Origin of the sequence: Streptomyces sp. SS7 (genome assembly GCF_037993025.1) — a bacterium.
Classification (GTDB): Bacteria; Actinomycetota; Actinomycetes; order Streptomycetales; family Streptomycetaceae; genus Streptomyces.
In genome coordinates this window covers 9222476-9235092 of the sequence record NZ_CP141223.1, presented here as the reverse complement: position 1 = coordinate 9235092, position 12617 = coordinate 9222476, and the positions used below count along the sequence as shown (strand labels likewise).

The 12617-nt window shown below is 71.9% G+C and carries 8 protein-coding genes and 2 pseudogenes; 6 read left to right on the top strand and 4 right to left on the bottom strand.

Going from position 1 to position 12617, the window contains the following annotated elements:
* Positions 1-373 precede the first annotated feature (373 nt).
* The 3 genes and pseudogenes from U5640_RS41540 to U5640_RS41530 form a co-directional block, all read left to right on the top strand.
* Positions 374-1801, top strand: a complete 1428-nt coding sequence (locus U5640_RS41540; protein WP_340384392.1) for a glycoside hydrolase family 43 protein — start codon at positions 374-376, stop codon at positions 1799-1801.
* A 244-nt stretch (positions 1802-2045) separates the two neighbouring features.
* Positions 2046-3614, top strand: coding sequence for an alpha-L-arabinofuranosidase B (locus U5640_RS41535; protein ID WP_340384391.1), 1569 nt, complete (start codon positions 2046-2048; stop codon positions 3612-3614).
* Between the two features lie 129 nt (positions 3615-3743).
* A pseudogene (locus tag U5640_RS41530) lies at positions 3744-4103 on the top strand (transposase); the annotation flags it as partial.
* Between the two features lie 31 nt (positions 4104-4134).
* Here the strand turns inward: U5640_RS41530 and U5640_RS41525 are convergent.
* Complete coding sequence (locus U5640_RS41525) at positions 4135-5313, bottom strand: acyl-CoA dehydrogenase family protein (RefSeq protein ID WP_340385647.1); 1179 nt, start codon at positions 5311-5313, stop codon at positions 4135-4137.
* A 114-nt stretch (positions 5314-5427) separates the two neighbouring features.
* Between U5640_RS41525 and U5640_RS41520 the strand changes: the two genes are divergently transcribed.
* A complete protein-coding gene (locus U5640_RS41520; protein WP_340384390.1) occupies positions 5428-7419 on the top strand; it encodes a PE-PGRS family protein in 1992 nt (663 codons plus the stop codon).
* A 7-nt stretch (positions 7420-7426) separates the two neighbouring features.
* Here the strand turns inward: U5640_RS41520 and U5640_RS41515 are convergent, their stop codons facing one another.
* Entirely contained in the window at positions 7427-7789 is a 363-nt protein-coding gene (locus U5640_RS41515; protein WP_340385645.1) for a ferredoxin, read from the bottom strand.
* 268 nt (positions 7790-8057) lie between these two features.
* Between U5640_RS41515 and U5640_RS41510 the strand changes: the two genes are divergently transcribed.
* Entirely contained in the window at positions 8058-8423 is a 366-nt protein-coding gene (locus U5640_RS41510; protein ID WP_340384389.1) for a DUF6479 family protein, read from the top strand.
* 16 nt (positions 8424-8439) lie between these two features.
* Here U5640_RS41510 and U5640_RS41505 read toward each other — a convergent pair.
* A pseudogene (locus U5640_RS41505) lies at positions 8440-9310 on the bottom strand (fructosamine kinase family protein).
* A gap of 222 nt (positions 9311-9532) precedes the next feature.
* On the opposite strand from U5640_RS41505, the gene U5640_RS41500 reads away from it, so the two are divergent.
* Positions 9533-11443 carry a PAS domain S-box protein gene (locus U5640_RS41500; RefSeq protein WP_340384388.1) on the top strand — a complete coding sequence of 637 codons (1911 nt, stop codon included), beginning with the start codon at positions 9533-9535 and terminating at the stop codon, positions 11441-11443.
* On the opposite strand, the gene U5640_RS41495 is transcribed toward U5640_RS41500, so the two are convergent.
* Entirely contained in the window at positions 11427-12404 is a 978-nt protein-coding gene (locus tag U5640_RS41495) for an alpha-L-glutamate ligase (protein WP_340384387.1), read from the bottom strand. The genes U5640_RS41500 and U5640_RS41495 overlap by 17 nt on opposite strands.
* Positions 12405-12617 lie beyond the last annotated feature (213 nt).

The following is a 12617-nucleotide window of genomic DNA, read 5'->3' as shown; positions in this document are numbered from 1 at the left end:
GATTTAACCTCTGCCCGATTTCACGAACAGTGTTCGACATATCGTTCAACATGCCTCAGTGGACAGTGAGTTGGCTATGAAGGCTTCCGGCCGAAGCGCCGCGCACCTGAAACACCTTCACGGGCCCTGAGAAGCACAGACACCCGGCCCGTGTCGCAACACCTCCCCACCTGGGTGGATGCGCGTGCTCGCGCGCCCTGACCATCCGTCACCATGGCGCCATGGGCGCAGCGGTGAAACACCGTTGTCCGGATCCGCCCTTCCGGCTCGCGCGGTGTTCGGGTCCTGTCCCGCCCGATTCCGCGACCAAGTTCCCCCCCGCCGCCGCGCTTCCCCCAGCCGGGGGTGGCACCCGCACGCGACAGGAGATCCCATGTCTGCGCTCCGCGCCCGGCTGTCGGTGATGTTGCTCGCCGTATGCCTCCTCTTCACAGGCCAAGCCCTGACCACACCCGTGCGGGCGGCCGCCGCCGACCCCGGCTACCTGATGGTGCATTTCACCGGCGATTCCGCGACCGGTCAGATGTTGTACCTCGCGCACAGCACGGACAGCCTGCACTGGAACGACCTCAACGGCGGAGCGCCGGTCCTGAACTCCCTGATCGGCACGAAGGGGGTGCGCGACCCCGCACTGGTGCGCTCTCCCGACGGGAGCAAGTACTGGATCATCGCGACCGACCTGTGCATCCGCTGCGGCTCTACGTACACCAACGGCAGCCCCAACTTCGTGGTGTGGGAGTCGACCGACCTGGTGACCTGGTCGAAGCCGTGGGTGCTCGGCGCCGCCGGACTGATCCCCGGCGGAAAGAACGCGTGGGCGCCGGAGGCGATCTTCAACCCCGAGACCAACGACTACGTCCTGTACTGGGCGACCAACGCCACGGTGAACGGCATCTTCAAGTACCGCATCTACTCCGCCCGCACCAAGGACTTCCGCACCATCACCACCCCGCAGATCTGGATCGACCCGCCCGGCAGCACTCCGGTCGTCGACACCCAGATGACGGAAATGCCCGCCGGCACCGGCCCCTACCGCTACATCCGGGTCTCCGGCGACGGCCAGAACAACGTCGAGGGCAGCAACTCGATCCTGGGGACGTGGACCAACCTCGGCAACCTCTCCAGCATCGGCCTCACCGGCAATGTGGTCGAAGGCCCGGTCTGGATGAAGTTCAGGGACCGCAGCGAGTGGGCCCTCTACATCGACTACAACAACCCGCAAGGCGTACGCGAGTACAGGCCGATCCTGACGACCAACCCGTTCGACGTCAGCACCTACCGGCTTCAGGACGCGACCGGCTACGACATGGGCGGCACCCCGAAGCGCCACGGCGCGATCACGACCCTCACCGCCGCCGAGGAGAGCCGCGTGCTTGCCCGCTGGCCCAACACCCCGGCCCAGCGGCTCCAGTCGTACAACTTCCAGGACCGATACGTCCGCCAGATCAACTTCGACGTGCGCATCGACCCCGACGTCACCCCCGTCGAGGACTCCCGGTTCCGGCTCAGGCCCGGCCTGACGAGCGACGGCACCGTCTCCTTCGAGTCGGTGAACTACCCCGGGTACTTCCTGCGGCACGCCAACTACGACTTCCAGTTGGCCTACAACGACGGCAGCGCCCAGTTCGCCGCCGACGCCACCTTCCGCAAGGTCGCCGGGCTCGCCGACTCGACCTGGTCGTCGTTCCAGTCGTACAACCACCCCGACCGGTACATCCGCCACTACGCCTACTACCTGAAGCTCGACCCGGTCACCACCGCGACGGGGCGCAGCGACGCCACCTTCCGTGTGACGAGCTGACCCGCATCGCCAGGGGTGCCGGCCTCCAGGGCTGACGCCTGCACCTCCTGGCGTCCGTCACCGAACGCCCCGGCGGCCGCGGCGTGGTGGCTGACGAGCAGCCCGCCCCGATTCCGGTGCCGAAGACGGCCGAAGCTGCCCCAGGCACGGAGGCGTCCACACAACCCCCCGTCGTCCGCACCGCCGGACATCAGGGGTTGGTCGGCGCTCACCCTCACATCCCCACTGATGAAGGAGTCCCTTCATGATCAAGCCACCGTGGATACGCGGCGTCAGACGCGCGCTCCTCGCGGCCGGTGCCACCGCCGCGCTCGCCGCCGGCCTGCTCACCGCCACGGCCGCCCCCTCGCAGGCCGCCGCCCAGGGGCCGTGCGACATCTACGCCGCGGGCGGCACCCCCTGCGTCGCCGCACACAGCACCACCCGCGCCCTGTACGGGACGTACAACGGCCCGCTGTACCAGGTCAAGCGCGCCTCCGACAACACGACCAAGGACATCGGCCTGCTGACCGCCGGAGGTGTCGCCGACGCCGCGCAGCAGGACGCCTTCTGCGCGAACACCAGCTGCGTCATCACCGTCATCTACGACCAGTCCGGCAAGGGCAACAAGCTCACCCAGGCGCTCAAGGGCTACTGGCCCGGTCCGGCCGAGGGCGGGAACGACAACCTGGCCAACGCCTTCGAGGCGCCGATCACGGTCGGCGGCCACAAGGCGTACGGCGTCTACGTCGCCCCCGGCACCGGCTACCGCAACAACAACACCAACGGCATCGCCACCGGCGACCAGCCCGAGGGTATGTACGCCATCTTCGACGGCACGCACTACAACGGCGGCTGCTGCTTCGACTACGGCAACGCCGAGACGAGCGGCAACGACGACGGCAACGGCACCATGGAGGCCGTCTACTTCGGCAACAGCACAGGCTGGGGCTCCGGCAGCGGCAGCGGCCCCTGGATCATGGCCGACCTGGAGAACGGCCTGTTCTCCGGGGTCAACCGCGGCTTCAACGCGGGCGACCCGACCATCAGCCACCGGTTTGTGACCGCCATCGTCAAGGGCGGCCCGAACCAGTGGGCCATCCGCGGCGGCAACGCCCAGTCGGGCGGCCTGTCCACCTTCTACGACGGCGTGCGCCCCAACGCCACCGGCTACAACCCGATGAAGAAGCAGGGCGCGATCATCCTCGGGATCGGCGGTGACAACAGCAACACCGGCCAAGGCACCTTCTACGAAGGCGTCATGACCTCGGGTTACCCCTCTGCCGCCACCGAGGACGCCGTCCAGGCCAACATCACCGCCGCCGGCTACAACAGCGGCTCGACCGGCACCGGCTCACTGACCCCCGGCTCCCGGATCTCCCTGCAGGCGACCACCGCCCCCTGCTGCACCTCGCACTACCTCCGCCACAACGACGCCGACACCAAGGTCGTCATCTCCAGCATCAACTCCTCCAGCTCGGCCACCGACAAGGCCGACGCCACCTGGATCGTCCGCGCCGGCCTGGCCAACTCCTCCTGCCTGACCTTCGAGTCCGCCAACAACCCCGGCCAGTTCCTGCGCCACTCCAACTACCAGCTGTATCTGAATACCGACAACGGCGGCAGCTCGTTCGCGAAGGACGCCACCTTCTGCCCCACCGCGGGCAACAGCGGGGTCGGCACCTCCTTCCAGTCCGTCAACTTCCCGACGAAGTACCTCCGCCACTACAACTACACGGCCTACATCGCCAGTAACGGCGGCACCAACGCCTGGGACAGCACGAAGTCGTGGGCCCAGGACACCACCTGGCTCACCGCATCTCCCTGGAACTGACGAGGGACCGAACCTGTGGGCGGCTCCGGGCCGGGGGCCGCCCACAGGTTCTGGGTCCGCCCGCACCTGCCTCCGCCCCGGAGGCACCCCTTCGGACCGGGGCAAGAAGGGCTCAAAAGATCACCTTGCTCCGGCGCTAACCTTCACGACCGCCAGGCACTCGAGCCGCTCGTGCGCGGCATCCCGCCGATCCGCTCCCGCCGCAGCCCGCGCAGACGACGGCCCGCCAAGCTGCACGCGGACAAGGGCTACGACTACGACCACCTGCGCCGATGGCTGCGCAAGCGAGGCATCCGGCACCGTATCGCCCGCAAGGGCGTCGAGTCCTCCACCCGGCTGGGCCGGCGTCGCTGGACGATCGAGCGCCCGATGTCCTGGTTGGGCGGCTGCCGCCGTCTGCACCGTCGCTACGAACGCAAGGCCGGGCACTTCCTGGCTTTCACTGCCATCGCCCGCAGCCTCATCTGCTACCGCAGACCAGCCGAATGAGACGACGTCTGAAAATCCTCGTCGCACGCGCCTACCGCCGCACCCTCGGCATCCCCAGGCCGATCCAGGAGATGATCTCCCGCTGGATCTCGTTGTTGCCGCCGCCGAAGGTGAAGATCACGGCGGAGCGGTAGCCGCGTTCCAGCTCGCCGTGGAGCACGGCCCCCGCCGAGCCCTCCTGGAGTGCTCCGGGGGCCGCCACGATCTCCAGGAGCCAGGCGTACGCGTCCCGGCGGGCCTCGGAGCCGTAGACCTTGACGGCGGAGGCGTCCTGCGGGGTGAGCGTGCCGTTCTGCAGGGCGCCCACCATCTGCCAGTTGAGGAGTTTGAGGGCGTCCAGCCTGACGTGCGTCCGGGCCAGGCGGCTGCGGACCCAGGGCAGGTCGACGACGCGGCGGCCGTCGGCGAGCTTGGTCTCGGTGGCCCAGCGCTGGACGTCGTGCAGGGCGCGGATCGCCATGGTGCCGTGCGCGGCCAGCGTCACCCGCTCGTGGTTGAGCTGGTTGGTGATGAGCCGCCAGCCCTGGTTCTCGGCGCCGACCCGGTGGGTGACGGGGACGCGGACGTTCTCGTAGTAGCTGGCGGTCGTGTCGTGGGAGGCCAGGGTGCGGATGACCGTGCAGGAGTAGCCGGGGTCGGTGGTCGGCACCAGGAGCATGGTGATGCCCTTGTGCGGCGGGGCCGCGGGGTCGGTGCGGGTCGCCAGCCACACCCAGTCGGCGGTGTCCCCGTTGGTCGTCCAGATCTTCTGGCCGTTGACGACGTACTCCTCCCCCTCCCGGACGGCGCGCGTCTTCAGGGAGGCGAGGTCGGTGCCGGCGTCGGGCTCGCTGTAGCCGATGGCGAAGTCGATCTCGCCGGAGAGGATCTTCGGCAGGAAGTACGCCTTCTGCTCCTCGGTGCCGTACTGCATGATCGTCGGACCGACGGTGTTCAGGGCCATCAGCGGCAGCGGTACGCCGGCCTGTGCGGCCTCGTCGAAGAACACGAACTGCTCGATCGGGGTCAGGCCGCGGCCGCCGTACTCCTCGGGCCAGCCGACGCCGAGCCAGCCGTCCGCGCCCAGGCGGCGGATGGTCTTGCGGTAGAAGCGTTTCGCACCGACCGGGTCGGAGTGCCGCGCATAGGCATGGTCCGGCACCAACTCGGCGAAGTAGGCGCGCAGTTCGGCGCGCAGTCGCTGCTGCTCGGGTGTGTGGTCGAGGTGCACGGCGCCTCCAGGCTTCCCCAGGCCGGTGTCCTGACGGCGCACACGGTAGAACGTGTTCCATTAATTGGGAATGGCAGGGCGGGAAGAGGGAGGGTGCGGAGAGGATGTCGTCCCATGACGGTTGACGGAACGCATACGCGGCTGGAGCGGGCGGGGCTCGAGATCGCGGACCCCTGGTACTCCGAAGGGCCACTGCCACCCCGGGAGGCGTGGCGCCGGGTCACCTCCGGGGAGACCGCGCCGCTGGTCACCCTGCCGGCAGACCGGCCCGCGGAGATCGACGCGCGGTGGCACCGCCTCGCGCGGGAGAACGGCTTCTTCGACGGCGACGGCCTGTTCCTCGTCGAGATCGACGGCCCGAGCCCCGGCCGCGGCCCCCGGCACTGGGCGCGGGTACGGCTGACGCCCGGATGGAGTCTCGCGCGGGGACTCCGCCCGGCGCCGGACGGGCCGGCGGAGTTCGTCGCCATGGCGGTCGGCGGGGACACACTGCTCGGGGTGACCGCCGACGCCGACCGCATCCGGATCACGGTGGTGGACCGGATCGCGGAGCGTGTCGAGGAGGAGGCGTGCCGGGCCGCCGAGGAGACCCCGCGGCAGCGGGAGGAGTCCTGGGAGTCGCTGCTGTCGGGGGTGCCGAGGAAGTTCTGGCTGCTGTGGGCGGAGAGCCTGGGCGGCAATCCCGGCGTCCCCGACGACCTGCGGATCGAGCTGCTGGACCTGTCGGGCTTCCTGCCGTACCACTCCCAGTCGGCCGCGGTGATCGAGGCGGCGATGACCCACGAGGACTGGGACGTCCGCGCGGGGTTCGCCGAGCACGGGGCGAACCTGACGCCGGAGCAGCTCGGCCGCCTGGTCCTCGCCGAGCAGGAACCCCGGCGCCGGGCGGCCCTGCTGTGGAAGGCGCGGCTCACAGGACTTCCGCCCGCCCTCTGCGAGCGGCTGGCCGCCGACCCCTCCGCCTCCGTGCGAGAGGAGCTGGCGTACGCGCGGGGGCTGCCCGTGCCCGTCCTGAGGGCCCTCGCGGCGGACTCCCACGCCGGCGTGCGGGCCGCGGTCTGCGGACCCGCCTGGCCGCATCTGGACGAGGCGGCGCGCGCAGGCCTCCTGGCCGATGCCGACACAGGCGTCCGCACCGCCGCGCTGCTCCGCCACCATGAGGACCGGCCGATGCCGCGGGCCGTCTTCGAGGCGTTCGAGGGGCTCCGGGACCGGGCGGCGGAGAGCTGTCGGCTGGAGCGCCCGCTGGCCGAGGAGCTGGTCCGGGACACCGACCCGGTCCGGCGCCGGCGCCTCGCCCGGAATCCGCGTCTCGACCCCGACCTGGTCCTCCTGCTCGGCAGGGACGAGGACGGCGACGTCCGGTTCGCGGCGTCGGTGCACCCCGGCATCGGCGAGGACGACCGCGGCCGTATCGACTTCCCGTTCGATCCGGAGACCCTGTGCCGCACCCTCGGCTGGGTCGGGGAACTGCACGGCGACCCCGACGCCATGCGCCGGCTGGCCGCCTCCGCCCATCCCCTGCTGCGGCGGAGCGTCGCCCGGGCCCGGCACCTTCCGGCGGACGTCGTCGAGCGGCTGGCCCGGGACGAGGACCGGATCGTCCACCTCTTCCTCGCCGAGTCCTGCGAGGACGCGCCCGCCGAGCTGCTGCTGTCGGTGTGGCGGTGGTGGACCGGCAGCTTCAGTCACCCGGACCGGCCGCACAGCCATCCGAACTTCCCCCGCCGCGATCTGCTCCGGTACGCCGACGACCCCAGCCCCCGGATGCGGCGGCTGGCGCTGGACGACCCGGACTCGACGCCCGAGCTGGTCGAGCGGTTCGGCCGGGACGCGAGCGAGGAGGTGCGGGCCCGGGCGGCGGCCGATCCCCGTCTGTCGGCCGCTTCGGCGGTACGGCTGCTCAGCGACCCTTACGAGACCGTCCGCGCGACGGCGGCCCGGCACCCGGGGCTGCCCGCGCGCACCCTGGTGGGGCTGTTGCGTGACCTGTCCACCGCACAGACGGCGGCCCGGCATCCGGGGCTGCCGGTGGCGGTGATGCGGCGGATCGTCGACGAGGCGCGGGCGGCGCTCGTGCAGGGCTGCTCGGTGACGCTCGTGTAAGGGGTGCTCAGCGCAGTGTGGCCATGAAGTCCGTGCAGGCCCGGGCGCAGGCGCGGCAGGCCTCGGCGGTCTCCCCGGCCTGCGGCGGCAACGGCCGGTTCCGCTGGTCGCCGAAGGCGTGCGCGGTCTCCAGGCAGACGGTCCTGCACCACTCCAGCTGGACGCGCAGGCCCGCCTCGTCCACCCGGGTGTCCTCGGCCAGCACCCGGCAGGTGGCGTCGCACACCTCCGCGCACAGGATGGCCTTGCGGCGCAGGAGCCGCAGCCGTTCGGTGCCCTCCGGATCCAGTGCGCTCGCCCGCAGCACGCACGCCCGCGCGCAGTCGGCGGACGCCTCGGCACAGGCGAAGCGGTCCTCCAGGAAGCGCACGAGTTCCTGCGAGGGCGGGGAGGACGCCGGGGTCGTGGCCGTTGCCCCCGCCGTTGTCGCAGTCGCGGTCGCGGTCTCGGTCTCGGTCGTCGTCTTCTTCGTCGTCGGGGTCGCAGTCGTGGTCGTCACGGGTCGCGGGTAGCCGGGGCGGAGCGTGCCAAACGCGGGCGCGCCCCCCGCCGGGCGCCCTGTGTGCCGGTTTGCGAGCAGTGAGTAATGGGTAGGGCGGCGCGGGGTTTGCTACCGATTCCTGGGGTATTGAGGCGATATGACTACCGCAAGCGAGCAGTTGGCCGCCGCGAGCGGCCTCATGAGCCTGGTGCTGTTCCTGGTCGCAGTCGTCGTCGTGGCGCTGCTGGCCGGGAGCTTCTGGTTCGGCGCGCGCGTCAAGGCGCGCGAGTCGCCGCGGCCGCGTCCCGAGGAACAGCCGCGCCTGCCCGAGGACGGCGCGGTGCGCGAGATCCGCGAGAACCGTGAGTCGCAGGAGGTACCCCGCGCCGCCAAGGGCGAACGCCCCCTCACCCCCTATGAGCTGACCAACCTCCAGACCCGGCCGAGCACGGACAAGAACAGGCCCCGCTGGAGCAAGGGCAGCAGCGGCTCGTTCGGCGGAGGCGGACTGGGCGCCCACTGAGCCGCGGGAAGGCGGGTCACGGGGCCGTCCGGGCGACCGTGAGCGCCTGCTCGGCGTACGGCCTCCCGAACAGCACGGCGTGCACCAGCAGCGGGAAGAGCTGGTGCACGCCGACGCGTCCCGGCCCACCCCTCGGCGAGCGGTGCGACCTCCTCGTATCCCTGGAGGACCTGCCGCAGGCAGGGGCAGCCGAACAGGGCGAGCATCGCCAGGTCGGTCTCACGGTGGCCCCCGTGCGCGGCCGGGTCGATGATCCGCACGTCTCCGTCGGCACCCCACAGGACGTTGCCGTTCCACAGGTCGCCGTGGAGCCGGGCGGGCGGCTCGGCGGGCCCGGCCAGTCCGGGCAGCCGGGCGCAGAGGCGTTCGACGTCGGCCGCCTCGGCGGGGCGCACCGTGCCGGCGTCGACCGCGGCACGCAGATAGGGCAGCACCCGGTGCTCGGCGTACCAGCGGGGCCAGTCCTCGCCGACCGTGTTGCGCAGGGAGGCGCGGCCGATGTACGCCTTCTCGGGGCCGCCCGGCGGAGGAGCGCCGAAGCCCGGGGCGCCCGCGGCGTGCAGCGCGGCGAGGTCCCGGCCGAACCGTACGGCGGCCCGCGCGCCCGGCGGCCCGGTCACCACCCGCTCCGTCACCAGCCACCGCTCGTCGTCGCCGAGCACGCCGGGCACCCGTACGGTGTCCGCCGCGGCCAGCCAACGCAGCCCGGCGGCCTCGGCCCGTACGGCGTCCCGCCCGTCACCCCGTTTGACCATCACCGTGCGCCCGTCGTCGAGCAGTGCCTCCCAGAGCGTCCCGGACAGCGGGCGCACCCGGTGGACGGGCCTGCCGGTGAGGCCGGTGACGGCGGAGGCGGGGTCCGGGTCCGGCCGGTTGGACGGGGGCACGTCACGAGCGTACGGCGGCTCCCGACCGGGGCGCAGGACAGCGTGCGCCCTCACGCGGTCATCCCGTGGCTCCGCGTTCAGGTTCGGACAGTGAAAGGACAGTAAACGACTTCCCGGAGCGGTGGCGGCCGAAAGGCGCTGTAGTGGCCTGAACCGTCGCGCAGGGTGAGGTGGAAGATGGCCGACGTGATGCAGGCAGATCCCGGGCTGCGTTCAGGCAGGGTGCAGCAGAAACGGTGCGGCTGCGGCGCGCCCATACCGGACGGGGCGCCCAGCGGGGCCGAGGAGCGCTTCCGCGGACTGCTGGAGGCCGCGCCGGACGCCATGGTCATCGTCGACGACCGGGGCGCCATCCGGTTGGTCAACGCCCAGACGGAGGCGCTGTTCGGCTACGGCCGTGAGGAACTCCTCGGCCATCCGGTCGAGTTGCTCATCCCGGACCGCTTCCGCGACCAGCACACCGGCCACCGGGGCGCGTACACCTCCAACCGCCAGGTGCGGCCCATGGGCGCCGGTCTGGAACTGCACGGACTCCGCAAGGACGGCACCGAGTTCCCCGTGGAGATCAGTCTCAGCCCGCTGGAGACGGCGGACGGCCTGCTGGTGTCGGCGGCCGTGCGGGACGTCAGCGACCGCAAGGCGGCCGAGGCCCGGATCAACGAGCTCGCCGCGCTGGTGGAGTCCTCGCAGGACGCGATCCTCGCGAAGACGCTCGACGGGTACATCACCTACTGGAACGCCGCCGCGCAACGGCTGTACGGCTACACGGCCGAGGAGGTGATAGGGCGTCATGTGTCGCTGCTCGCACCGCCGGAGCTGCGGGGCGAGGTCCGCTCCCTGCTGAAGCGGCTGCGGCACGGCGAGAAGGTCGAGCACTTCGAGACCCTACGGCTGACCAGCACCGGAACGCTGCTGGACGTGGACGTCACGCTGTGGCCGACCCGGGACACGCACGGCACGGTGGTCGGGGCCTGCGCGATCGTGCGGGACATCAGCGACCGCAAGCGCGCCGAGGCCGAACTCACCGCGCTCCTGGAGCAGCAGCGGCACATCGCGCTCACCCTGCAGCGCAGTCTGATGGGCACGCCGCCCGCCCTGCCGGGGCTGGACACGGCGAGCCGCTACCGGCCGGCCACCCAGGGCGCCGGGGTGGGCGGCGACTGGTTCGACCTGATCCCGCTGGGCGCCGACCGGGTGGGTGTGCTGATCGGTGACGTGATGGGCCGCGGGCTCGAAGCGGCGGCCGTGATGGGCCAGTTGCGGTCGGCCGCGCACGCGCTGGCGAAGACCGGGATGCAGCCGCGTCAGCTGATGCGGGCGCTGGACACGTGCGTCGCCGATCTCGACGTCCCCGATCAGCTGGTGACCTGCTGCTACCTCGTCATCGCCCCGGACGCGGGCACGGTCACGGTCTGTTCGGCGGGTCATCTGCCGGTGCTGGTGGCGGGGGTGGGCGACGGCATCACCGCGCTGCCCTGCCCGGTGAACGCGCCGCTCGGGGTGGGGGACGTGCTGTACGAGCAGTCCAGCACGGAGATACCGCCGGGTGCCACTCTGGTGCTGTACACGGACGGCCTGGTGGAGACGCCCGGCAGCGACATCGAGGTCAGGATCGACGAACTCACCGTGCTGCTGGAGGGCCTGTTCGCCGGGACGCCGTCGCTGGAGGCCGCCGCCGACCAGGTGCTGGCGGGGCTGCTGCCGGACGCCGACAGCCACAACGACGACGTGACCCTGCTGTTCGCCCGGCTCCCGGAGCCGCCGCTGGCGTCGGTCACCACCGAACTGGCGGCCGCCCCGGCGTCCGTGCCGCAGGGGCGTGCCTTCCTGCGCCGGACCCTGGCCTCGTGGAACTGCGGGGCACGCGCCGACGACGCGTTGCTGCTGCTGTCGGAGACGCTGACCAACGCCGTCCTGCACGCCGAGGGCCCGATCGGACTGCATCTGCACCGCACGGCCACCGATCTCACCGTCGAGGTCGGCGACCGCAGTCCGCAGCTGCCCCAGCCCCGGCTGGCCACCGAGGAGGAGGAGTCGGGGCGGGGCCTGATCCTGGTCCGGGCCCTCGCCGCCGGCTGGGGGGTGCGGCCGACGGACGAGGGCAAGACCACCTGGTTCACGCTGAGGCTGTGAGCCCCCGGGACGGGCCGCCGCGGGCCAGTTCGAAGGCGTCCAGATGGGCCTGGACGTAGGGCACGGCCACCTTCTCCACCTCGAGGCGTCCGTCGACGAACGCCGGCTGGACGTTGACCTCGAAGACGACCCCGCCGTTCTCGACCGCCAGGTCGACGCCGGCGAAGGGCAGCCCGACCGAGGCCGTGGCGGCGACGGCCAGCTCGGTCAGGCGCGGAGGCAGGTCGGGCGGGTCGATGTGGACGGGGGTGGCGCCCCGGCAGGTGTTGCAGGGGGTGTCGGGTTCCGGCTGGAGGTGCTCACGGGCGTGGACGACCTGCCCGCCGAGGACGAAGACGCGGAACTGGTGGCGCAGCCCGTCGGCGGTGATGTTGCCGGCGTCGCGGGAGAGCATCCAGTCGGTGCCGTGGTCGGCGTAGTAGGCGGTGGCGTACTCCAGCAGGTCGGGGGTGGTGACGTGGAAGGTGTCGTCGCCGCCGGTGCCGACGACGGGGCGGGCCCAGGTGTCGCCGCCGAGCCGGTCGAACACGTCGGCCGCCTCCCAGAGAGAGGGCCGGGACAGCACCACGGTCTCCATCTGCGCGATGCCGTCGCGGCGGAAGCGGGCGACGGTGAGGTTCTTCTCCGTCGCCGTACGCCAGGCCTCGGCTCCGCTGCCCAGCGTCACCACGTCATGGTTGCGCAGGAGTTCCTGGAAGGCGGCGAGGTCCCGCCGGCGGTGCGGGGGGATCTCGTAGAGCAGGACGACGTCGGGGACGAAGTCCAGCCCCTCCTCGGGGACCTGGAGCCGTAACCGGCCCCCGTCGCGGACGCCGCGGCCACGGCCGCCGGTCGCGAAGTGCCGGGCGTCGACTCGGACGGGCGGTGCGCCGGTGAGCAGGTCCACCGCGTCGGCGAGGTACTCCCGGCAGCCTTCGGACGAGGTGGGATCGGCGATCAGGGCGATGCTCGGTCGGGACACAGCGGCCTCCAGTGATGTCGACGCGCGCTCGCGTCCGCGGGTGCCCTCGTGCGCGCGGTGCGAGCGGTGTCACGGATGGTGCCTGTCGCGCGGGCGGTCCTCGCGCCGGTCGCCCTGGGAGCCGCGCCGGCGTGCGGGAGCCGAACCGGGGGGCCGGGCGGACGCCCGGCCGGGACCACGGGGATGTCGCCCCGCCGGATCCGCGTGCAGGGC

What these genes read in the sequence shown, in the direction of transcription:
- U5640_RS41510 (WP_340384389.1), top strand. Translation starts at nt 8,058, where the DNA reads ATGACTACCGCAAGCGAGCAGTTGGCCGCCGCGAGCGGCCTCATGAGC.
- U5640_RS41535 (WP_340384391.1), top strand. Translation starts at nt 2,046, where the DNA reads ATGATCAAGCCACCGTGGATACGCGGCGTCAGACGCGCGCTCCTCGCG.
- U5640_RS41520 (WP_340384390.1), top strand. Translation starts at nt 5,428, where the DNA reads ATGACGGTTGACGGAACGCATACGCGGCTGGAGCGGGCGGGGCTCGAG.
- U5640_RS41540 (WP_340384392.1), top strand. Translation starts at nt 374, where the DNA reads ATGTCTGCGCTCCGCGCCCGGCTGTCGGTGATGTTGCTCGCCGTATGC.